Source organism: Nonomuraea sp. NPDC049637 (genome assembly GCF_040675235.1).
Taxonomy (GTDB): Bacteria; Actinomycetota; Actinomycetes; order Streptosporangiales; family Streptosporangiaceae; genus Nonomuraea.
In genome coordinates this window covers 1-20,616 of record NZ_JBFAOM010000075.1, presented here as the reverse complement: position 1 = coordinate 20,616, position 20,616 = coordinate 1, and the positions used below count along the sequence as shown (strand labels likewise).

Sequence of the window (20,616 nt, the reverse complement as noted above, 5' to 3'; positions counted from 1 at the left end):
CTCGGCGGCCCCGTACATGATCTCGACGGCATGAGCCGTTTCGTCATGACGGGTTGGTTCAGTGCTGTGGACCTTCATAGAAGGCGTTGACGCGGGCGGCGTGACCGTGCTGGTCCAGTTCGACGACGTCGAGAACACGGTTGCCGTTCTCCCGCCGGTAGAGCAGCGCGTAGCCGCCCGGGCTGGTCAGCAGCGCTTCCTCGGTGAAGGTCAGGTCCGGGGCCAGTTCCAGTCCGAGCTCGAAGTGCCTGCGCAGCTCTGCCTTGCCCTGCAAGCGGCCATCGGCACGTCCCCAGCGGCGCACCACGGTAGGGGCGACGAAGTCGACGTTCTCCGCGTAGCAGGCCAGGATCGCATCGAGATCGCGTTGCTCCCACGCTGCCAGCCAAGCGTCGGCATGGGCTCGATGATCCATCGTCACAGTCTCCTTCGGGTGTCTGCGTGATCCGAGAGGGCCAGCTGCTGGAGCATTCGCCCCACCCCCCGGCCGCCGGCGAAGCCTGGGAAGGCGGTCCACTGCGTGGGCGTTCGCCACGGCAGCTGTTGTGCGGTCAGCGGACCAGGCGGAAGAAGGTCCGTAGCTCCTCGACGAACAGGCCGGGTTGCTCGAAGGCGGCGAAGTGTCCACCCTTGTCAGGTTCGTTCCAATGCCTGATGTCGGTGAAGCGTTTCTCGGCCCATCGCCGGGAGGGCCGGGGGTTCTCCTTGGGGAAGATCGAGCATCCTGCCGGGACGGTCACCAGGTCCGTCGTCTCGGTGGTGAAGAGCCGTTGGACGGCTTTGAAGCTCTCCCAGTAGAGCCGGGCGGCGGACGCGCCGGTGCCGGGTAGCCAGTAGAACATGAGGTTGTCGAGGAGTTCGTCACGGGTGAGGGCGTTCTCGGGGTGGCCACCGCCGTCGGTCCAGGCGCGGAACTTCTCGATGATCCAGGCGCACAGCAGCGCCGGTGAGTCGAGGAGCCCGTAGCCGATGGTCTGTGGCCGGGTGGACTGCTCCAGGGAGTATCCGTCCTCGCTCTCCTGGCCTCGTTCCAGGTCGGCGATGGCGGCCTGCTCGGCTGGGGTGAGGTCGTCGAACGTGGCCGGATCCGGAGCCGCCAGCGGCGGGAGGAGGTGGATGCCCGCCACGTGGGCGGGATCCCGCAGGCCGATGAGGGTGGTGATGGTGGTGCCCCAGTCGGAGCCTGCCGCGCCGTAGCGGTCGTAGCCGAGGCGGCCCATCAGTGTGATCCAGGCGTCGGCGATCCGCTCGACGCCCCAGCCCTGGTGGTCCGGTTTGTCGCTGAAGCCGTAGCCGGGCAGGGAGGGGCAGACGACGTGGAAGGCGTCGCGGGCGTCGCCGCCGTGGGCGGTCGGGTCGGTGAGCGGACCGATCACCTTGAGGAACTCCACGATCGAGCCCGGCCATCCGTGCGTCAGGATGAGCGGCATCGCGTCCTCGTGCGGTGAGCGGACGTGGAGGAAGTGGATGCCGAGGCCGTCGATGGAGGTCCGGAACTGCGGCAGCGCGTTCAGGCGCCGTTCGGTGGCCCGCCAGTCGTACTCCTCGGCCCAGTACCGGCACAACTCTCGCAGGTAGCCCAGCGGGACGCCCTGGGACCAGTCCTCGACCGTCTCCTTCTCGGGCCACCGCGTGCGCCGCAGCCGTTCGCGCAGGTCGGCCAGTACGGGCTCGGGGATGTCGAGACGGAACGGGGTCACGTGGTCGGACATGCTGCCTTCCTCGTCGGATCGGTCGCTGGTGGGCAGGGGAGCGGTCGCCGGCCTGCGGCGTTCGCTCGCGGCGGTCATTCCCCCGCCAGGAGGAGCGCCTGCTGGGGAGCGAGGCGGACGTAGCCGGTCCTGGGCCGGTCAGGAGTGACCGTGGGATCGTCGGTGTCGAACACCGCCGGGGCCGGCAGATGCAGGCCGGCCGCAGGGCTGTTCCGGAGGTTCGCCACCGCCCAGAGGGCTCCCCGGCGGTAGGCGGTCACCGGTGCGGCGAGCCTGGCTCTGCTCACGTCGTCGGTGGTGGCCAGCACGTGTGTCAGCGCGCGTCTTGTGGCCAGCAGCCGGCTGAGGGTGTTCAGGTGGGATGCGGGGTCGTCCTGCTGCGCCGCCACGGTCTGGTCGTCGCCGCGTGCACCGTCGGGAAGCCAGGGGTGCCCTGTGGTGAAGCCCAGGCCTGGGCCGGGCCGCCATGGCATGGGGGTGCGGGCGGCGTCGCGGCTTTCCTCCGGCTGGGCGGCGCCCAGCGGGTCGGCGCCGCGACCGTGCGGCACCTGCCCGTCCACCAGGCCGAGCTCCTCACCTTGGTAGACCCAGAAGGTTCCCGGCAGCAATGCCATCAGGACGTGCAGCGCGAGCGAGCGACGCCGTCCCCGTGGCCCGCCGCCGAACCGGGTGACGGCGCGGGAACGGTCGTGGTTGCCCTGCACCCAGGAGAGCCGTGGCGACGCCCTCACGGCGGCCTCGATCATGGTGTCGATGCGGTCGGCGTCCCAGTCGGTCTCCACCAGCCCGAACCAGAACGACGAGTGCAGCCGCTCGCCCTGCACGAAGCGCGCGAGCGCCCGGGGATCGAGCTCGTAGACCTCGCCGACGAGGAAGGCGTCGTGCCGGTCGGCGATCCGCCGCCACCGCTCGTGGATGGCGTGCACGCCGCTCTGGTGGATGTCGTGGCGATGCTCCTGGCGGCGCCAATCCATGGTCACCCCGCGGGCCGGCAGGATCCGGCCGGCCGGCAGCAGCGGGTTGTCCCGCAGCTCCGCGTCCTTGACGAGGTAGCCGGCGGTGTCGATGCGGAAGCCGTCCAGCCCTCGCGCCAGCCAGTGTTCGACGATCGCGTCGACCTCGGCTGCCAGTGCCGGGTTGCGCCAGTTCAGGTCGGGTTGTTCGGGACGGAACAGGTGCAGGTAGTACTGGCCGGTCGCCGGGCTGAACGTCCAGGCGGGACCTCCGAAATGGGACGGCCAGTTGTTCGGCGGGCCGCCGTCCGGGGCCGGGTCGCGCCAGATGTAGTAGTCGCGGTGCGGGTCGTCCGCGCAGGAGGAGGCGGCGACGAACCATGGGTGGGCGTCGCTGGTGTGGTTGACGACCAGGTCGCCGATCACCCGCATCCCGCGCCGGTGCGCCTGCGCCAGCAGCCCGTCGAGGGCCGCCTGCCCGCCGAACGACGGATCCACGGCCCGGTAGTCGGCGACGTCGTAGCCGTGATCGCGCATCGGAGAGCGGAAGAACGGGGTCAGCCACACCACCTCCACTCCGAGCCGCTCAAGGTGATCCAGCCGCGCGCTCACCCCGGCCAGGTCTCCCCAGCCGTCACCGTCGCTGTCGGCGAACGACGGCAGGTACACCTGGTAACCCACGGCGTCGCGCCACCACGGCCGGACCCGCGAGCGCTGCAGCAGGTGGGCCAGCCGGCCGAGGCCGGGCAGGGACAGGTCGCCGTCCAGCCCTCGCAGCGCCGCGGTCGGCATGCCCGCCGCCCGGCCCGCGGCCACCCCCGGCTCGGAGTCCTCCACCACCAGGCAGGCCGACGGTGCGACGCGAAGGCGGCGCGCGGCCTCCAGGTAGCCCTCGGGGTCGGGTTTGCCCGCGCCTACGTCGTCGATCGTCAGCAGAATGGGCGGATCGATCCCCGCCGCCTGCAGGCGCGCCTTGGCCAGCCGTCCGTCGGCGCTGGTCACCACGGCCCACGGCAGCTTGAGCCGGTCGAGCGTGGCGAGCAGGAGGCGCGCGCCGGGCGCCGCCGTGACGTCTGCCAGGTCTTCGTACTGCAGGGCGTGCTGCCGCTGCGCCGCGGCCATGACGGCCTCGTCGTCCAGGGCGGGAAGCAGCCGCCGGACCGTACGCGCGGCCGGGCTCCCATGGGCGATGGCGAGGACCACGCCGGGGTCGACGCCGTACTCCTCGGCCCAGATCGACCAGGCCCGCTCGACCGAGGCGTCGGAGTCCACGAGAGTGCCGTCCATGTCCAGCAGGACCGCTTCGACCGCCGCGAGATCCGTTCGTCGTGTCACAGCGTCCCCCTTCGATTAAACTCGTGTATCGAGCATAAAGGAAGGGCGACGAGACATGGCAACCCCACGCAACCGGGCCAGGTCCGTGCGGGCCACGGATCTCCGCTGGCGCAGCGCCTTGGCCGTGCTGGACGAGATGCGCCGCGAGCCGGGTGTGACCAGGGCGGCCGTGGCGCGGCGACTCGGGCTCAGCACCGGCTCGGCCACCGAGATCACCTCCCGGCTGCGCGACCTCGCCCTGCTCGCCGAGGCCCCTGCCGCCGCGACGTCACGGGGCCGTCCGACGAGCGTGCTCACCCCCCACCCGGACGGCCCCCTCGTCATCGCCGTGGACCTGCGGCAGGAGGACTGGCGATGCGCAGTCGCCTCGCTCGACGGAAGGCCCGGCATCGTGGAGACCGGAACGCACCGCAGCCGCGCCCCCGAGCACGTGATCAGCACGGTCGCCCAGGCGGCGCGACGCCTCCACCAGCGATACGGTCAACGCGTCCGGGCCGTCTCCGTGGCGATCGCGGCCACGGTGCAACACGGCAAGGTCGTCCAGTCCTCCGTGCTCGGCTGGGACGCGGTGGACCTGGCGGCGCTGATGGACGACCCGCGCACTCCGCTGCTGATCGGCAACGACGCCACCCTCGCAGGGCTCGCCGAGGCCAGGCAGGGCGCCGCAGCGGGAGCGGCGAGCGTCCTGCACGTCACCGTGGAGGTGGGCGTCGGCGGCACCCTGGTCGTCGACGGCCGGCCCCTGCACGGAGCGACAGGCGCCGGCGGGGAGTTCGGGCACCTTCCCTTCGGCGATCCCGACCTGCGCTGCCCCTGCGGCGCCCGGGGCTGCTGGGACCTGGCGGTCGACGGCCGCGCGATCGCCCGCCACCTCGGCGAGCCCCCACCCCGCGACCCCCGCACGTACGCCGAACAGGCCCTGGCGCGCACCCCGGCGGAACCGGCCGTGCGGGCCGCCGTCGGCCGCGCCACCACCGGACTGGCCCATGGCCTCGCCGGGCTGATCAACGCCCTGGACCCCGCCGTCGTCACACTGGGCGGCCTCGCGGAGTCGCTGCGAGCCGCGGCCGAGCCGCAGTTCACCGCTGCCCTGACCGACGGCCTCATGCGCTTCCGCCGCCCGCACCCGCCTCCCGTGCTCGCCGCCGCCCTCGGCCGCGACGGGGCGCTGCACGGGGCGGCGGTGACCGCGCTCGACCACGTCCTCACCGAAGAGGGCCTCGCTGCCTGGGCGGCCCTGCGCACCTCCCACTCCCCGGCCTAGCACCTCCGCCGTCTTGGGCGGTGCGCAAGCCGCGTCGTATCTGCCGGATGCTCAGCCGGTGGCCGCGCGGGACGGCTCGGGCCGCTCGGCGCCGGTGACGTCGCGGCGCAGGCGTGGCAGGGTGAGGGTGATGAGCAGACCGGCGATCATCCCGGCGGCGGTGAGCATGACGACGAGGAACTCGCCGTCGGCCGTGGCGGCGCGCAGGGCCTGGCCGGTCTTGCCGCCGGTGCCGAGGTCGGCGATGACGGTGAAGACGGCCAGGCCGATGGCGTTGCCGATGTTGAGCGCCGTGGAGGCGATGCCGTTGGCGACGCCCTGCTCGTGGGTCGCGGTGCCGGTCGCGGCCGCGATCCACATGGCGGTCCAGACGATGCCCTGGCCGACGCCGGAGACGATGAGGCCGGGAACCAGCAGGCCGTAGCCGGCCTCGGCGTCGAAGCCGAGTGCCAGGACGGCGGTGCCGGGCACACCGATGGCGAAGCCGATCAGCAGGGAGGCGCGGGTGCCGATCCGGGTGGCCAGCCGCTCGCCTGCCTGGGTGCCGGCGGCGATGGCCAGTGAGGGGATGAGGAAGGCGAGCCCGGTCTGCAGGGCGCTGTAACCGTGGATGCTCTGCAGCAGCACGGTGAGGAAGTAGGGCAGGACGCCGAACGTGGCCATGTAGACGAAGGTCACCAGCATGCCGACGGTCAGGCTGCGGTTGCGGAACAGCCGGAAGGGCATGAGCGGGTCGGCACTGCGCGCCTCGACCAGCGCGAAGACCACCAGCAGCGCGGCGGCCAGCACGAAGGCGCCGGCCACCGGGAGGCTGCCCCAGCCCAGCTCGGGCCCCTCGACCAGGGCGAAGACCAGCAGAGTCGATCCGCCGGTGACGCTGAGCGCGCCGGGGATGTCGAACCTGCGCCGTTCCCCCCTGCCGGGATCGCGGGGGATGACGGCCAGGGCGGCCAGCGCGACCAGCCCGGCCAGGGGGACGTTGACGAAGAACACGGCGGGCCAGCCGAAGTGCTGGGTGAGCAGGCCGCCGAGCAGGGCGCCGATGGTCAGGCCGCTGGCTCCGGCGCCGCCCCAGACCGCCAGCGCCCGGTTGCGCTGCGGGCCCTCGGCGAACAGGCTGTTGAGCAGCGCCAGCGTGGCGGGCAGCAGCAGCGCTCCGCCGATGCCCTGGATCGCCCGGGCGGCGATGATGACGGCGGGGCTGGTGGCCAGCCCGCCGGCCAGCGAGGAGACGGCGTACAGAGTCAGGGCGAGCACGAAGACGCGGCGGCGGCCGAGCAGGTCGGCCGCCCGGCCGCCGAACAGCAGGAAGCCGCCGGCGAAGACGACGTAGGCGCTGACCACGAGCTGCTGGGTCTGGCCGGGGAAGCCCAGGTCGGCGCCGATCCGCGGGAGCGCGACGAACACGATGTTCAGGTCGAGCGCGTAGATGAGCTGGGCCAGGGCGAGCAACGCCAGGGTCAGGCCGAGCCGCGGCCTGGCGTCGCCCAGGGACTGTGTGGACATGGTTCGCCCTTCGGAGGGAGCCGGGTGGCGGGCATGCGGAAGCCCGCCCCGCAGAAATGACTGTACGTGTATTTACGTACGATCGAACTATGCCACAAGAATCGTTCGAAAGTCGCGGTACAGTTGGACCATGGCCTTCCGTCACCCCGACCGCGACCAGCTCCGGATCGAAGACGTGCTGTCGGCGCTGGGGAACGGCGTGCGCCTGGCCGCCGTCCGCCTCTTGGACGCCGGTGGCGAGCACAACTGCACCAGCGTCCTCAACACGCTGGGCATCACCGCGAAATCAACGATGACGCACCACTGGCGGGTGCTGCGCGACAGCGGCGTCATCTGGCAGCGGCCCGCAGGCCGGGAGAACCTGCTCGTCCTGCGCCGTGAGGACCTGGACGCCCGCTATCCCGGGCTGCTCGACGCCATCCTGTCCGGCGCCCGCACCGACGCCGCCCTCGATCGCGGTGACCGCACCGGATCGCCCACCTGACGGCGGGCCACGGGTGACTGCGCGGTCCCCGGCCTTGGCCGCGCAGTGCTACGGCGTGTCGGTGATCGCGCCATCCAGGCCGGAGTGCTTGAGATCCAGCCGGGAAAGGTCGCATCCGCGCAGGTCGACGCCAGTCAGGTCACACTCGCGGAACGACGTGTGGTGGAGGATCGCGTCGGTGAGGACCGCGCCGGTCATGGTCGCCGGCTGGATCATCGCACTGCCCAGCCGGGTGAAGGCGATGGTCGCGTCGATCACCTCGCTGTAGCCGAACCCCGCCCCGGTGAGGTCGGCGCCGGTGAGGTCGGCGCCGGTCAGGTCGGCGCCGGAGAAGATGGCGCCGCGTGCGGAGACGCGCGACAGATCCGCGCCCGCGAGGTTGGCGCCGGCGAGGACCATGTCGTCGAGCTCCATGCCGCGCAGATCGGCGCCGGAGAGATCGAGCTCCTCCTCCGCGTTGTCGGCGCGCCACTGGTTGAAGGCGGACGGCCCCTGCCTCAGGACCTCGATGACCTGCGCCGTTCCCACGTCGCCCGCCTCGTGGAGACGCCCCGCCCGCTTCGGACTGTCGGTGGAGACGAAAAGTGCGGTGAGGGTGGCGACATCCTTTCTCGCGCCGGCGAGCTCTGCGACCAACTCCTCCTCATGCGGATACATCTCGGCCATCGCCTCCGTCATCGCAAGACGAGTGCTCAGCAGTGTCAGCGCGTTGTCCCGATCGCCGTCGCTCTTGGCCAGGTCGGCGAGGCGGCGGAAGGCCAGGCCGGCCTGCAGTGCCGTTTCCGGGCTCATGGTCGCCTGGAAGAGCCGGGTACGGATCTGCGCGCATTCGGCCCAGGTCTCGTATTCCTTGTCCTTGTGCTCTGCCAGGTCGAGCGCGCGGTACACCTCGCCTAGATGCTGTAACGAGTCGGCGAGCCGCTGGTCTGCCTCCATGAAGGTCGGGTGCTCGGCTGCGAGTTCGTGGTAGATGTCCACGGCGACCGTGAGCACCGCCTCGGCGGCCACCGGCCGGCCGTCGGCGAGCCGGGCCTGGCCGCAGGTGTCGTACGCGGCGCCGAGGCAGAACCGGGCCTCGTCGCGCTGCGGGTGGGTGGCGGCCCACTCCTTGACGGCGGACAGCGATCGTTCGGCCACCTTCCGGGCGGCGCGCGGGAAGCCGTTCCGGATCAGCATGGCGACCAGATGGTCACGAACGGTGCCTTCGTAACCCGCCGGTATGGACGGCAGGATCTCGCCCAGCAGCGCCATCCCCGCGTACTCGAAGTCGGTCTCCAGGCTATCGACGACGTCGAGGGGGAAGCGCATCAGGTCACTGGTCCCCTGGACCGCGACGAGGTGGCGGCAGACCGCGACGTAGTGGTCGAATGTGCCGCCCTCGTGGGTCCGGCTGTAGTGCATGTTCATGGCACGTTCGTGACGGTCGGGGAGCGCCGGCCCCTGATGCGGCGTCAGCAGCTCGGCGAGCCAGCGGTCGGCGAGGTAGACGATCTCGCCTTCCCATCCCTCCCATGCGTGGAGCAGTCCGAGCTCGGCGAGCCGGTTCGCAGTAGCTTGAACGCTGATGAGCGCCGCCCGCTCGGGCTCGGGGCGTCGCCTGCGGTCCGGCTCGCGGGTGTCGCAGGCGACGGCCAGGTCGTATGCGGTGACGGGGACGGTGGCGATCGCGGCTTGGAGCAGGATCTCCCGCTGTTGCCCTGTCAGCTCGGCCATGATGAGGTCGAGCGGTACGGCCCCCGGCGTCACGGCCGCGAGCCGCGCCCGCACACCCTCGGGATTGGCCGACAGCCAGGCGTCGACCAGTTGCAGAGACCGTGGATGCGCCGCGGTCGAGCGGACCACACGCTCGCGGGTGACCGGATCCACGGTGGACAGCAGGGGCAGCCCTGCGGCGAGCGCGGTTCCTGCGGCGAGGTCCAAGGGGTCCAGCCGCAGGAGACCGAGGCGGTCGTCCGTGGCAGAGGGCGGTAACGGCGTCCGGCTGGTCACCAGCACCCGGCCCCGAACGGCGGCCCGGCACAGCCGCTCAAACACCTCGCCGAAGCCGGGATCCAGGAAACCCGTACCGCCCAGGTTCTGACTCAGGTCGTCGAAGAGCAGGACCAGAGGGAAACTCTTCAGCAGCCGACAGGTCATGTCGAACATGGCATCGTCCGACCGAGCCACGCCGATGGCCCCTGTCATGTGCGCTTGTTCTGGGGAGAACTCCTCGCCCCAACCTGAAACAGCCTCTGTGACGCCTCGGAACAGCGTTCGCGGAGACCATCTGCCCACCATGGCGGCTACCGCCCAGCCATCGGCCTGAAGCCGTCCGAGCACCTGGTGAGCCAGGGCGCTCTTGCCCATCCCCGCCTCACCGGTGATCACCAGCCCGGCCGGGCCTACGGCCAGCCTGGTCAGCGCGGCCCGCACGTCGGACTCTCTGACCAGGCCAGGCGCTCCGAGCCGCCGCACCTCCGGGCTCATGTTCGCTTCCGCATTCACAATCGTCCTCCAGCAGACATGACAAATTCGTGGCGTTTGCTACCTGGGCCGCGGTGGCGGCGACTTCCATCCGCCGGCTACTTCTCGGCCTTGTCGAGGAGGGGGGAGGATGGCTCCGGGACAGCGGCCGGACGTGCCGTGTGCCGGTGGATCAGGATGACGCCGGCCATGCTGACGAGCCCGCCGACGAGCTCGACCGGACCCGGTATCTCTCCCAGCCACACGAACGCCACGCCGATGGCGATCGGCGGGACCAGGTACAGGGCTGCCGTGGACTGCGCGATGGGGTACCGGGCCACCGCGTATCCCCAGGTGACGAAGCCGAGCGCGGACGGCAGCAGGCCGAGGTAGAGGGTGGACACGGCGGCGTCGGTGGGCGCCCGGAGCAGGTCGTGCACGGCGCCGGGCGCCAGCGGGGCCAGGAACAGCGTGCCCGCCCACATGGCGTAACAGGCGACCTCCAGACCCGTGTAGCGCTTCAGCAGCGGCTTGGTGGCGAAGTGGTAGACGCCTTGGACGACCGCCGCCGCGAGGATCACCAGCGCGCTGGTGGTGACCTGCGCGGAGCCGGCGGCGTACGCGATGAGCGCCACGCCGGCCAGGGCGGTGACGGTGCCGGCCACGATGGCCGCCGAGAGGCGTTCACCGAGGAAGATCGAGGCCAGCAGCACGCTGAACACCGGCGCGGTGGCGATGAGCAGGCTGGCGGTCCCGGCTGGGACGTGCACCTCACCCCAGTTGAGCAGCAGCTGATAGGCGCTCATCCCGGTGAACGCGCACAGCGCGATCAGCGGAAGGTCGCGCCGGCCCGGCAGCCGGACCCGCAGCATCGGGCTCACCACGGCCAACGCGACGGAGGCGACGGCCAGGCGCCAGAAGGACAGCGCGCCGACGCCCAGGCCGTCCACGCCGACGCGGATGGCGGGGAAGGCCGACGCCCAGAGCACGACCGTCGAGATCAGGGCCGCCAGACGCAGCGAGATCGGTGGATTCACCCTGCGCAGCATGCTGCGTAGAATCAGAAAGTTCCAGTTACTCTTTCTTCTTAAATTAAGAAGGGTTGCTTACGTGTTGGATCTGCGCCGCCTGCGTCTCCTGCGTGACCTGCAAATCTACGGCACCGTGGCAGCGACGGCCGAGGCCAGACACCTCAGCGGACCGGCGGTGTCACAACAACTGGCCGCCCTGGAACGCGAGGCCGGGCTGCCGCTGCTGGAGAAACAGGGGCGGCGGTTGCGGCTCACCCCTGCGGGCCACCTGCTCGCCGAGCACGCCGAGGTCATCCTCGGGCAGATCGCCACCGTCGAGGCCGACCTGCGCGCGTTCCAGGAAGGCGGCCAGGGCCTGGTCCGGCTCGCGGTGTTCTCCTCGGCCGCCCGGGTGCTGATGCCCCGCCTGTGGCGGCGGATGTCCGCCGACGGCGCGCCCACGCCGGAGCTGCGCGTCACCGAGTGCGAGCCCGATCCGGCGGCCGAGGCGCTGCGCCGCCGGGAGGTCGACATCGCGATCGTCCACGCCTACAGCCTGCTGCCGCGCGAGCTGCCGCCCGGGTGCCGGCAGCACCACCTCATGGACGAGCCCGTGTTGCTGGCCATGCCCGCCGCCCTGGCCTCCCAGCGGGGGCTGGGCCATGGGCATCCGGTGCACCTGGCCGATCTCGCGCACGAGCACTGGCTGATGCCCGGCGCCGAGACCTCCTGTCACGAGATGACCCGCCGGGCCTGTGGCGCCGCCGGTATCGTGCCCCGTCCGATCGTGACCGCCAACGACTTCTCCGTGCTGAGCGCGCTGGTGGCCGCCGGAGCCGGGATGGCGCTCATCCCCCGCATGGCCCTGCCCCGCGACACCGAGGGGATCAGCCTGCACCCGCTGGCCGAACGCGTCGAGCGCACGGTGACGGCCTACACCCGCACCGGCGACGCCCGCCTGCCACGGGTCGGGCTCGTCCTGGAGGCGATCCGCAGCGCCGCCGCGGACGTGACGAGCGCAGCGGACGAGTGGAGGGGGTGGGGCGCTGGCAGGGGGCAATGATCGAGTGATCTGTGTTCCCCATTGAGCGGCTGAGAGGTGTCACTGTTCGTGGTCGCCCGGGGCGTAGCGGCCCCATGGGCTTCCGGCTGCGGTGGAGGGTCAGGTGGGCGTGTCTCCGTCGTAGCCGAGCATGCGGCCGACCACGGGGGCGGGGGTCTGCAGGACGAGCTGGCGGATCGCGGCCGAGCGTGCCGGGCCGGCGAGGATGCCGAGCTTGCTCAGGCGTGACCGGGTGGTCGTGGGGTCCAGCGGTTGTGCGCCGCGGCGGCCGGGGAGCAGCCGGCGGCTGTCCCGGTTGGTCGCCGTGGTGTTGTTCGGTCTGGCCTGCGTGTAGCCGAGCAGGAGTCCGGCGAAGGGTCCGGGGACGGGTGAGGGCGGATCCCCGAGACTTAGGAGAACTTGGTCGCCGTCGCGGGTGGGTCGTCGAGGGAGAGCCGGAGGATGCGGCTGATGGGCTGGGCAAAGAGCAGGACGAGCAGGGCGATGACCCGGTCGCGGTCGGGGACGCTCTCGTCGCTGAGGGCCTGCGGATCAGGGCGAGTCGTTTCCACTGGCTGATCGGGGCCGGGGTTGACGGTGACGCGCGTTGGGATGGCCACTTTGGGCATGTGGCCGGCGACCACGCACCAGCGCAGCAACGCCGTGGCGGGCCGCCGGGCCAGGAAGGCGGTGGCGTGCCAAGCATCCAGGTCGGCCTGGACGAGGACGCGGCGGGCGTCCTGGTTGCGGTTCATGCCGAGGGGTTGCCTGTTGGCGATCGTGCGGAGCTTGCGCAGCAGGTGCCAGGTGGCGAAGCGTTCGAGCAGCTTCTCAACGAGACGACTCTCCCGGTCTCGGGCCTGGTCTGCCTTGGTGTGGTGGCCTTCTCGGCCGACGCGGTGGCCATTTGCGGGTAGGCGGAGGTGTAAGTGTCGGCGGTGCAGGGGGGCTGGGACTATCCGGCCGGAATTGAACGATAAGCCTCCGCCGCAGGTCAGGCAGGGTTGCGAAGGGGCGTGGGTGGATGGGGCACGCACGATGCGACACGCCTTGTCCTATCTGTAGGTCATCGGTCCGGAAGCGACCGCTACGATCGGGAGAAGATCACGAGCTGTCGCGCGGGCGTGGCACGAGGAGACTGGTTGAGCGACAGCGGGGCCGCCGATGCTGAGGACGAGGCCGGTGAGGCAGCGGCTGCGCCGCCTCCGTACGAGCCGGTGCGGGTGGTGCCAACTCGGCCGGATGGCTGGCCTGACTGGCTCGGTCGCAGGCCGATCAGCTCGGCCGACCGGGACAGGATCCGGAAGAATCTGAGTGCCGATCAGGAAGAGCTGGACGCTGCCAAACGACGGGACGGCCTGTGTCTCGCACCGCTGTTCTCGTCCGTGACGATCGAAGGGTTCGGCGGGCAGGGCGATCCACGAAAAGTGGCCCGGCTGCGAGCCGCCATCAATGCGGCGTGCCGGGTCGCGGCGGGCGATCGGCGGACCAGTTATCACGCGACGGATGAGCGCATCACCATCGGGATCGCGGGGCCGGACGCGCGTGAGCGGATCGCGGTGCTGCGCCGGCAGCTCGCCAAGATCGGCGGCAGCCGCGGCTGGACGATCACCGAAGATTTGAACTGACCAGCTCTCACGGTGAGTGGGGGTGGTGACTGTGCGGTTCCAGAAATGATCGTTATCGAGACACGAGCAGTCGATCTTGCCGCTTCGCAACGTCCCAGGTCGATCATTTCTCAAAGGCCGTGCCCGAAAACAACGTCTCACTACGGAACAAGGTCACCGTTTATGACACTCATCTCGGATGAGCAAGATCGGCTACGGGCGGGTCAGCACTCGCGACCAGAGTCCCGACAGCCAGCGCGACGCGCTGGCGGCTGCTGGATGTGACCGTATCTTCATCGACAAGGCGTCCGGCAAGCTCGACCGCAGGCCCGAGTTGGACAAGGCCCTGGACTACCTGCGGCCGGGTGACACCTTCGTCATCACCCGCCTGTCCCGAGCGGCCCGTTCGCTGAGGCACCTGCTGGACCTGGCGGCCGACTTGCGCGGGCGCGAGGTCGACCTGCTGGTGCTCAAGCAGGGCATCGATACCTCCACCCCGACCGGGCGGCTGCAGTTTCACATGTTCGGCGCGTTCGATGAGTTCCTGCGTGAGCTCATCGTCGAGGGCACGCTCGAAGGGCTGGCCTCTGCGCGAGCCCGCGGCCGTGTCGGTGGCCGGCCGCGGACGCTGGACGCCGATGGAATCGAGATGGCCCGAGCGCTGTATGAGATGAAGGGGCAAGACGGAAAGCGCAAGTACACCGTCCAGCAGATCGCGGATCGGCTTAAGCCTGCAATCCCCTGACCTGCGGCGGGAGGCCTAACGTTCAATTTCGGCCGGATGGTCCCAAGACCCCGTGCAGGCCCTGGAGGTGTGGCCCAGCGTTTCCTGCACGCCCTTCATCTCCGCGGCCGATCCCTGGTCCATTTCCGGGCCGAATCGATGCCGGTATTCCAACGGAGTGAGCCCCATCTTGCGACGCATCAGCGCACGCAGATTGGCTCCGGTGCCCAGCCCGCTGTGCCGCGCGACCGTCTCAAGGTGCGACTCGCCCCGCTCGATCAGCCGGCACGCCAGGGCAAGCCGTTCCCCGGTGAGCCACGCCAGCGGCGTGGTGCCCAGTTGTGCCCGGAAGCGGCGATGCAGTGTGGCCGGACTGACCGAGGCGCGCGCCGCGAGGTCGGACACCGCGAGCGGGGCGTCCAGACGCTCCTGGGCCCAGGCGAGAACAGGCGCCAAGGACTCATCCGGCACATCGGGCACGGGCCGCTCCACGAACTGCCGCTGCCCGCCGTCGCGGTGGGCGGCGAAGACGAGCCGTCGGCTCACGGAATTGGCGACCTCCGCGCCATTGTCGCGGCGGACGATGTGCAGGCCCAGGTCGAGCGCGGCTGCGCTCCCCGCGGCGGTGAGGATGTCACCGTCGTCCACGAACAACACGTCTGTTTCGAGCCGGACGGAAGGGAAGCGGGCCCGGAAGGAGTCCGCCCACTGCCAGTGCGCGGTGGCCCGGCGCCCGTCGAGGACCCCGGCCTCTGCCAGGGTGAAGGCACCGCTGCAGAAGCCGACCAGGCGGGCACCGCGCGCATGCGCCCGCCGGATGGCATCGAGCACGGCGGCGCGGCGGGGCACCTCGACGTCGGGACGGTTGGGGACGATCAACGTGTCCGCCGAATCGGCCGCCTCCAGGCCGGCGACGCCCGTGAGTGTGAAGAACCCGTCCCGCATCAGCGTGCGCGGCTCGGGGGAACACAGGCGGAAGTCGTAGAGATCGCGCCCGAGCTCGGGCCTGCGCAAGCCGAAGATCTCCGTTGCGCAGCCCAGCTCGAAGGGGTTGGAGTTCTCGTCCACGATCACGACGACCCGATGCTGGCCCGCAGCATGGATAGTATGCGAGGATTCTTGCGCCATGTGCTATTTCTAGCACTCACGCCGAGAATGCCCGATCGGCCAGGATTGACGCGTGAGCAATGAACCCATCGCCCTCAGCAAGGCTCTGGCCTCCTTCGACGCCCTGTGGAGCCCCCGCATCGTCACCCGCGTCAACGACTACGACGTACGCGTTGCCAAGGTCGAGGGCGAGCACATCTGGCACGTCCACGATGACACTGACGAGTTCTTCCTCGTGCTCGACGGGGAGCTGTACATCTCCTTGCGTGAATCCGGTGGAGAGCGCACGGTCCGGCTCCCCACGGGCGCGGCGTTCACCGTCCCTCGCGGCACGGAACACAAGCCGTCCGCTCCCACCGGAGCCGCGATCCTCCTGTTCGAGCCCACCGGGACGCCGTCGGTCGGCGACCGCCACGCCCCGATCCCCGACCACGTCGACGCAACGACAGGGTACGCGCTCGACCTCTGACGGCAGCCGGGCGTGCCCCTCAACCGCCGCTCAGCCGGCCGCTCGCTCAAGCGTGGGCCGCATCACCGGTTGAATCTCGGATTCAGGTGGCGGCTCGCGGCCCTAGTGCTGCGTTCCTCGAAAGGGCGTGAGATTGCCTTTGGCCAGAAGCCTCGGGCAGGGGCACTCTCATGACAGGAAGTTCCGCCATGCCGAAGCTACTGTTCGCGCGGGCTCCGTGCGATGAGAGGGAAGAACGCGGTGTGCGCTGGTTGGCCGGTGCCCGGCACGCTCCCGGTGAGTGAATTCAGCGCGCCCGGATCGTGGTGGCCAGCTCGAACGGGCCCGGCCCTGGGCCCACCGCACACCGCCGATGTGACCGACCGGAGGAAGAGACCGTGACCCCCGAGATCACCGACGCGCTGGCCAGGGACCTGGTCGACACCCAGTTCCCGCAGTGGGCCGGGTTGCCGCTGAAGCTGCTCGACCCGGCCGGCTCCGACCATGTGATCTACCGGCTGGGCGAGGAGCTGTCCGTGCGGCTGCCCCGCCACGACGGCGCCGTCGGGCAGGCGGAGAAGGAGGCCGAGTGGCTGCCCCGGCTCGCGCCGCACCTGCCGCTGGCCGTCCCGGTGCCGGTGGCCGTGGGGCAACCAGACTTGGGGTTTCCGTGGCGATGGTCGGTGTCGCAGTGGCTGGAGGGCGAGCCGGCGACCGTCGAGGCGCTCGCCGGCTCGTCCGAGGCCGCCGTCACGCTGGCGGGCTTCCTGACCGCCCTCCAGCGATTCACCCCCGACGCCGTCCCGGGCGAGGGGCTCTCGGGCCGGCCGCTCGCCGACCGCGACCGCGACACGCGGGCGGCCATCGCCCGGGTCGCGGGCGTGTTCGACGCCGCCGCGATGACCGAGCTGTGGGACGCGGCGTTGGCCGCCCCCGCCTGGAACCGTCCCCCGGTCTGGTTCCACGGCGACTTCCACACCGGCAACCTGCTGACGGCCGACGGCCGCCTCAGCGCGGTCATCGACTTCGGCGGGCTCGGCCTCGGCGACCCGGCCTGCGACCTGACCATCGCCTTCACGCTGATGACGCTCTCGAGCCGGGCCGCCTTCCGCGCTGTGCTCGGCGTAGACGACGCCACCTGGGCCCGGGGCCGCGGCTGGGCCCTCGCCACCGGCCTGAACGCCTACGTCACGTACGCGGCCGTCAATCCCCGCGTCGCCGCGCAGACCACCCGTCAGATCACCGAGGCCCTGGCCGGCTAGGGGCGGGTCAGACGGGGAACCGCACACCAGTCAGGCGTTCCGACAGCTCCCACAATCGCCGGCCGGTCTCGGGGTCGGCGGCGGCGGGGGCAGGCCGGACCCGCTCGGGAGCGCCCCGGAGCTCGGCCATACCGCTGGGGCCGATGAACTCGCCGCCCTCGACGCCGGGCGCGGTGGCCGCGTGGAGCTGGGGGAGCGCGCCCTGCGCGGGAGGCTGGGCGCCGGGCGCGAGAAGGTGGCCGAACAGCAGCTTCACCAGGCCGGCCGAGGCGCGGGTCGTCGCCCTTGGCGAGGAGGTCGAGCAGCAGGCCGGTGAGCGCGAAGTGGCCGAGGTGATTGGCGGCGAACTGCGGCTCGTGGCCCTCGGCGGTGAGCGTGCGGGGCGGCGCCATCAGGACCGCGTTGTTGACCAGCACGTCGAGGCGGCCGAGGCCGGCGCGGAGGCGCTCGGCGAACGCCCGCATCGAGCCGGGGTCGGTCAGGTCGAGGCGGCGCACGTCCGGCGCGGAGCCCGGTCCCGCGAGGCGTTCCTCGACACGGGCTACGCCGAGACCTCGATGCACCACATCGCCGAGGCCGCGGGCGTGTCGATCAAGACCGTCCACCGCCACTTCGACGGAAAGGACGAGCTGTTCAGCGCCGTCATCCACGACGCCTGCTCGGCTCCCGAGGACCCGGAGGGCGAGCACGCCGACCTACCGTGGCTGTGTGTTGCCGGTACGCGGTCCGCCGCAGGTTGTGACCGCGTACCGGCTTGCGTCGCGTCAGCGCGCGGGGGTGGTGGCGCGTACGAAGTCGGTCAGCGACTGGGGCGTGACGTTCGGGTATCTGGCGTTGTCCAGGCTGTCGAACTTGGCTTTGCCGGTCACCATGCACCACTGGTATTGCAGCGCCACGTAGTCGAACGGGTTCTGGGTGAGTGCCGCCTGACGGGTGATCTCCGCGCGCAGGTCGTCGGCGGTGCCGAGGTGGCTCAGTCGCAGGGTCCGGCCGGAGCCGCGCTGGACCGCGTCGTGGAACTGGCGCATCGACATGACCTCGCCGGCGAAGCGCAGGGTTCCGGTGGCGGCCGGGTCGAGGGCGACGGCGGCGGTGTAGGCGGCGGTGTCGGGCACCGAGGTCAGGTCGAGCGGCTGGTCGGGGTCTCCCCAGTGGGACAGGGTGGCCTGCTGCCAGTCGATCAGCCCCATGAAGCCGGTCATCACCTCATAAAAGGCCCCGTTGAGCACGGAGATCACGTCCAGGCGGGTGCCGGCGCGTGCGGTGGCGGCCTGCCGGCGCCAGTCGATCATGAAGTTGTCGCCATCGTCCAGTTTGGTCAGGTCGAAGGCGAAGTCGGATGGGATGAACCGCTGGGCGCCGGCCTTCTCCGCGGCGCGCACGAGGTTGGCCTGCCCGTCCACGATCACTTCGGGGCCGCCCTGGACGGCCGAGATCACCGTCGTGGCGTCGCCGACGGCCTCTGCCAGCTGCTCGGGCGGATCGGTGATGTCGCCCTCGACCAGCTCCAAGCCGCCGTCCCGCATGAGGGAGTTCTTCTTCTCCTCGCTGGTGCCGGGTCGCACCAGGGCCCGTACGGGGGCGCCCTGGTCGAGAAGGGCTCGGACGATCTGGCCGCCGAGCAGCCCGGTGGCACCGGCCACAAAGATCTTGGGGAAAGAGGACATCATGGAGGGACTCCTTGCTGGTAACTGCTGTGAACGTTCGCCCCAAGGGGGCGTTTCAGGGATGCGGTCAGGGGATGAGCAGGGTCTTGCCGACGGTGCTGCGCGCCTCGATGGCGGCATGCGCGTCGGCTGCCCGCTCCAGCGGGAAGCGTTGGCCGATCACCGGTGTGAGCTGCCCGGCCGCGGCCAGCTCCAGGACCTCGGTCACCAGGTCGCGGGCGAGGGCGGGCCTGCTCCAGAGGAGACCCGCGCTGAACCCGGTCAGGGTCAGGCCCCGGCCGAGCAGTTCCATGGGCCGGACCTCCAGCGGCGTGCCGCTGGAGAAGCCGAAGGTGATCTGGCGTCCGGTGCCCGGTGTGAGCAGGTCGAACGATTCGCGGCCGAGCGCTCCGCCGACATGGTCGAAGACCACGTCCATCGAGCCGCCTGCGGCGTCACGAGCCTGGGTCGTCCAGCCGGGGAGCGTGTAGTCGACCACGTGGTCGGCGCGCAGCTTGCCGAGCAGCGCGAGCTTGTGCTCCCCGCGCGCCGCCGCGACGACCGTCGCCCCGGCCCGCTTGAGCAGCTGCACCAGGACCGTGCCGACAGCACCCGCGGCCGCCAGCACCAGGACCCGGTCACCGGCGCTCACGCGAGCCGCGCTGATCAAGCCCTGGGCCGTGACGCCATACCGGTAGAGGGCGACCGCCTCGGGCAGGTCGATGCCGTCGCCGACCGGGATGAGGGAGCCGGTGGGCACGACGGCGGTCTCGGCGTATCCGCCCAGGCCCGTCGTGCTGGCCAGGACCCGCGCGCCGATCAGCGCGGTATCGCCGCCGGGGCCGACCTCGGCGACCAGCCCGGCGATCTCCTTGCCGAGGATCACCGGAAGCGGCGCGCCGCCGAGTGCGCCGCGCATCGTCCCCGCCCGGACCTGGGTCTCCAGGAACTGGACGCCGATCGCGGCCACCCGCACCGCGACCTCGCCTGCCGTCGGCCTTGGCGTGGGGACGTCCGCGATGCGCAGGTGTGCCGGTGGGCCGAATTCGTGCAGCACGACGGCATGCATGTGACATCACTTCCTTGATGGAAAGGCAGCAGGGGAGTGCGCGACGAGGGGGACCCGCAGACGGCCACGTCGCGCTCGGGCACGCAAGACGGGAGCCGGGGGCAACCACGACAGCCCTGGCCTGGGCCGATGGAGGTGCGGCCACGTGTCGAGGATGGCCGGTGGCGTGCGGCAGTACGAAGCCACGAGCCGAGAGGGTGTGGAGCAGCGGCGGCACCGGACGTCTCTGTGCCCGGACTTCTGCGTGGCCGCAGGTCTACGTCGCGACGCGGGCGAGACGACGGTACCGTGACGGGCTCATTGCCCCTTCTTGATCGCTTCGCTGAGCGCGCCGAGGCCCGCGGCCAGTTGCTCGACGTCAGCCGGCTCCCACTCCGCCAGTAGGGCGGCGACCGCTGCCGTGCGCGCCTTCCAGAGTTTGCTGATGGCGAGCTTGCCCGCCCGCGTGACGCTCACCAGTTGTGCGCGGGCATCGGCCGGATCGGGCCGCCGCTCGATGAAGCCGCGTGACTCCAGGCGTTTGGCCGGGGGTGACAGTGTGGACTTGTCCACCTCCATCAGCTCCGCCAGGACCGACAGTCGTACCGGCGCGTGCAGCGACACCTGGGCGAGCAGGGTGTAGTCGCCCAGGGACAGCTCCAGCCCGGAGGCGGCCATGATCTTGCGTCGCGTGGCCGGGGAGAACATCCAGTTGCCCACCGCGGCCAGCGCTGCCGCCACGCCGTCGACGGCCTCACGTTGCGGGCGGGAGCGGCCGTCCTTGCCTGCCGACACGTGTTCCATCCTCACACCGTCCCCGAAATGGTTGGTTTGGCAAAACCAACTATGTCGTATGGGGGAACTGGATGCAAGTGCATGGGCCGTCGATGTCAGGACGCCCGCCCGCGACGCCTGGACCCAGGTCGCCGAGCACGAACGCGCCCGCGGCGCGCCCGAGCAGGCCCGCGACGACGCCCTGCGCGAGCGGGACCAGGCCCAGGCCGAGCAGCAACGGACGGCCGCCGC

19 protein-coding genes and 2 pseudogenes are annotated in these 20,616 nt (G+C 71.0%); 8 read left to right on the top strand and 13 right to left on the bottom strand.

Translation table 11 applies throughout. From position 1 onward, the window contains the following. Positions 1 to 58: 58 nt before the first annotated feature. From AB0J71_RS47310 to AB0J71_RS47300, 3 genes are all read right to left on the bottom strand, one after another. Positions 59 to 415, bottom strand: a complete 357-nt coding sequence (locus AB0J71_RS47310; protein ID WP_352327940.1) for a nuclear transport factor 2 family protein — start codon at positions 413 to 415, stop codon at positions 59 to 61. Positions 416 to 551: 136 nt separating this feature from the next. Next, positions 552 to 1,712 carry an epoxide hydrolase family protein gene (locus tag AB0J71_RS47305; RefSeq protein ID WP_364420841.1) on the bottom strand — a complete coding sequence of 387 codons (1,161 nt, stop codon included), beginning with the start codon at positions 1,710 to 1,712 and terminating at the stop codon, positions 552 to 554. Positions 1,713 to 1,786: 74 nt separating this feature from the next. Next, complete coding sequence (locus tag AB0J71_RS47300; protein ID WP_364420839.1) at positions 1,787 to 4,000, bottom strand: HAD-IA family hydrolase; 2,214 nt, start codon at positions 3,998 to 4,000, stop codon at positions 1,787 to 1,789. A gap of 55 nt (positions 4,001 to 4,055) precedes the next feature. Between AB0J71_RS47300 and AB0J71_RS47295 the strand changes: the two genes are divergently transcribed. After that, on the top strand, positions 4,056 to 5,264 hold the full coding sequence (locus tag AB0J71_RS47295; protein ID WP_352327943.1) for an ROK family transcriptional regulator: 1,209 nt from the start codon (positions 4,056 to 4,058) through the stop codon (positions 5,262 to 5,264). A 51-nt stretch (positions 5,265 to 5,315) separates the two neighbouring features. Here the strand turns inward: AB0J71_RS47295 and AB0J71_RS47290 are convergent, their stop codons facing one another. After that, complete coding sequence (locus tag AB0J71_RS47290) at positions 5,316 to 6,770, bottom strand: MFS transporter (RefSeq protein ID WP_364420837.1); 1,455 nt, start codon at positions 6,768 to 6,770, stop codon at positions 5,316 to 5,318. Between the two features lie 130 nt (positions 6,771 to 6,900). On the opposite strand from AB0J71_RS47290, the gene AB0J71_RS47285 reads away from it, so the two are divergent. Then, positions 6,901 to 7,254, top strand: coding sequence for a helix-turn-helix domain-containing protein (locus AB0J71_RS47285; RefSeq protein ID WP_352327974.1), 354 nt, complete (start codon positions 6,901 to 6,903; stop codon positions 7,252 to 7,254). Positions 7,255 to 7,302: 48 nt separating this feature from the next. Here the strand turns inward: AB0J71_RS47285 and AB0J71_RS47280 are convergent, their stop codons facing one another. Together AB0J71_RS47280 and AB0J71_RS47275 are read right to left on the bottom strand one after the other, a co-directional pair. After that, positions 7,303 to 9,738: a pentapeptide repeat-containing protein gene (locus tag AB0J71_RS47280; RefSeq protein ID WP_352327973.1), complete on the bottom strand. Its 2,436-nt coding sequence runs from the start codon at positions 9,736 to 9,738 to the stop codon at positions 7,303 to 7,305. A 77-nt stretch (positions 9,739 to 9,815) separates the two neighbouring features. Beyond that, positions 9,816 to 10,733 carry a DMT family transporter gene (locus AB0J71_RS47275; RefSeq protein WP_364420835.1) on the bottom strand — a complete coding sequence of 306 codons (918 nt, stop codon included), beginning with the start codon at positions 10,731 to 10,733 and terminating at the stop codon, positions 9,816 to 9,818. Positions 10,734 to 10,806: 73 nt separating this feature from the next. Between AB0J71_RS47275 and AB0J71_RS47270 the strand changes: the two genes are divergently transcribed. Next, on the top strand, positions 10,807 to 11,769 hold the full coding sequence (locus AB0J71_RS47270; RefSeq protein ID WP_352327971.1) for a LysR family transcriptional regulator: 963 nt from the start codon (positions 10,807 to 10,809) through the stop codon (positions 11,767 to 11,769). A 389-nt stretch (positions 11,770 to 12,158) separates the two neighbouring features. Here AB0J71_RS47270 and AB0J71_RS47265 read toward each other — a convergent pair whose 3' ends face one another. Then, positions 12,159 to 12,503, bottom strand: coding sequence for a hypothetical protein (locus tag AB0J71_RS47265; RefSeq protein ID WP_352327970.1), 345 nt, complete (start codon positions 12,501 to 12,503; stop codon positions 12,159 to 12,161). A gap of 387 nt (positions 12,504 to 12,890) precedes the next feature. Here AB0J71_RS47265 and AB0J71_RS47260 point away from each other — a divergent pair, with 387 nt between their 5' ends. After that, complete coding sequence (locus AB0J71_RS47260) at positions 12,891 to 13,376, top strand: hypothetical protein (RefSeq protein WP_364420833.1); 486 nt, start codon at positions 12,891 to 12,893, stop codon at positions 13,374 to 13,376. A gap of 178 nt (positions 13,377 to 13,554) precedes the next feature. Beyond that, complete coding sequence (locus AB0J71_RS47255; protein ID WP_352327968.1) at positions 13,555 to 14,100, top strand: recombinase family protein; 546 nt, start codon at positions 13,555 to 13,557, stop codon at positions 14,098 to 14,100. A gap of 15 nt (positions 14,101 to 14,115) precedes the next feature. Here the strand turns inward: AB0J71_RS47255 and AB0J71_RS47250 are convergent, their stop codons facing one another. Then, positions 14,116 to 15,207 (bottom strand): helix-turn-helix domain-containing protein, encoded by a 1,092-nt coding sequence (locus tag AB0J71_RS47250; protein ID WP_352327967.1) that lies wholly within the window; start codon positions 15,205 to 15,207, stop codon positions 14,116 to 14,118. 52 nt (positions 15,208 to 15,259) lie between these two features. On the opposite strand from AB0J71_RS47250, the gene AB0J71_RS47245 reads away from it, so the two are divergent. Continuing rightward, positions 15,260 to 15,655, top strand: coding sequence for a cupin domain-containing protein (locus AB0J71_RS47245; protein ID WP_364420831.1), 396 nt, complete (start codon positions 15,260 to 15,262; stop codon positions 15,653 to 15,655). A 377-nt stretch (positions 15,656 to 16,032) separates the two neighbouring features. Further along, positions 16,033 to 16,896 carry an aminoglycoside phosphotransferase family protein gene (locus AB0J71_RS47240; protein WP_364394215.1) on the top strand — a complete coding sequence of 288 codons (864 nt, stop codon included), beginning with the start codon at positions 16,033 to 16,035 and terminating at the stop codon, positions 16,894 to 16,896. Positions 16,897 to 16,903: 7 nt separating this feature from the next. On the opposite strand, the gene AB0J71_RS47235 is transcribed toward AB0J71_RS47240, so the two are convergent. Next, complete coding sequence (locus tag AB0J71_RS47235) at positions 16,904 to 17,152, bottom strand: hypothetical protein (protein WP_352329232.1); 249 nt, start codon at positions 17,150 to 17,152, stop codon at positions 16,904 to 16,906. A gap of 37 nt (positions 17,153 to 17,189) precedes the next feature. Beyond that, a pseudogene (locus tag AB0J71_RS47230) lies at positions 17,190 to 17,393 on the bottom strand (SDR family NAD(P)-dependent oxidoreductase); the annotation flags it as partial. Positions 17,394 to 17,423: 30 nt separating this feature from the next. Here AB0J71_RS47230 and AB0J71_RS47225 point away from each other — a divergent pair. Continuing rightward, a pseudogene (locus AB0J71_RS47225) lies at positions 17,424 to 17,528 on the top strand (helix-turn-helix domain-containing protein); the annotation flags it as partial. Between the two features lie 132 nt (positions 17,529 to 17,660). On the opposite strand, the gene AB0J71_RS47220 reads toward AB0J71_RS47225, so the two are convergent. From AB0J71_RS47220 to AB0J71_RS47210, 3 genes are all read right to left on the bottom strand, one after another. Next, positions 17,661 to 18,566 (bottom strand): NmrA family NAD(P)-binding protein, encoded by a 906-nt coding sequence (locus AB0J71_RS47220; protein WP_364420829.1) that lies wholly within the window; start codon positions 18,564 to 18,566, stop codon positions 17,661 to 17,663. 64 nt (positions 18,567 to 18,630) lie between these two features. Beyond that, a complete protein-coding gene (locus tag AB0J71_RS47215; protein WP_364420827.1) occupies positions 18,631 to 19,611 on the bottom strand; it encodes a zinc-binding dehydrogenase in 981 nt (326 codons plus the stop codon). Between the two features lie 297 nt (positions 19,612 to 19,908). Further along, positions 19,909 to 20,394, bottom strand: coding sequence for a MarR family transcriptional regulator (locus AB0J71_RS47210; protein ID WP_352329226.1), 486 nt, complete (start codon positions 20,392 to 20,394; stop codon positions 19,909 to 19,911). Between the last annotated feature and the right edge of the window lie 222 nt (positions 20,395 to 20,616).

Excerpts from the sequence above, each read along its gene's own strand:
- AB0J71_RS47305 (WP_364420841.1), bottom strand. The coding sequence starts at position 1,712 with ATGTCCGACCACGTGACCCCGTTCCGTCTCGACATCCCCGAGCCCGTA.
- AB0J71_RS47295 (WP_352327943.1), top strand. The coding sequence starts at position 4,056 with ATGGCAACCCCACGCAACCGGGCCAGGTCCGTGCGGGCCACGGATCTC.
- AB0J71_RS47265 (WP_352327970.1), bottom strand. The coding sequence starts at position 12,503 with ATGAACCGCAACCAGGACGCCCGCCGCGTCCTCGTCCAGGCCGACCTG.
- AB0J71_RS47210 (WP_352329226.1), bottom strand. The coding sequence starts at position 20,394 with ATGGAACACGTGTCGGCAGGCAAGGACGGCCGCTCCCGCCCGCAACGT.
- AB0J71_RS47250 (WP_352327967.1), bottom strand. The coding sequence starts at position 15,207 with ATGGCGCAAGAATCCTCGCATACTATCCATGCTGCGGGCCAGCATCGG.
- AB0J71_RS47215 (WP_364420827.1), bottom strand. The coding sequence starts at position 19,611 with ATGCATGCCGTCGTGCTGCACGAATTCGGCCCACCGGCACACCTGCGC.
- AB0J71_RS47220 (WP_364420829.1), bottom strand. The coding sequence starts at position 18,566 with ATGATGTCCTCTTTCCCCAAGATCTTTGTGGCCGGTGCCACCGGGCTG.
- AB0J71_RS47290 (WP_364420837.1), bottom strand. The coding sequence starts at position 6,770 with ATGTCCACACAGTCCCTGGGCGACGCCAGGCCGCGGCTCGGCCTGACC.
- AB0J71_RS47255 (WP_352327968.1), top strand. The coding sequence starts at position 13,555 with ATGAGCAAGATCGGCTACGGGCGGGTCAGCACTCGCGACCAGAGTCCC.
- AB0J71_RS47285 (WP_352327974.1), top strand. The coding sequence starts at position 6,901 with ATGGCCTTCCGTCACCCCGACCGCGACCAGCTCCGGATCGAAGACGTG.
- AB0J71_RS47310 (WP_352327940.1), bottom strand. The coding sequence starts at position 415 with ATGGATCATCGAGCCCATGCCGACGCTTGGCTGGCAGCGTGGGAGCAA.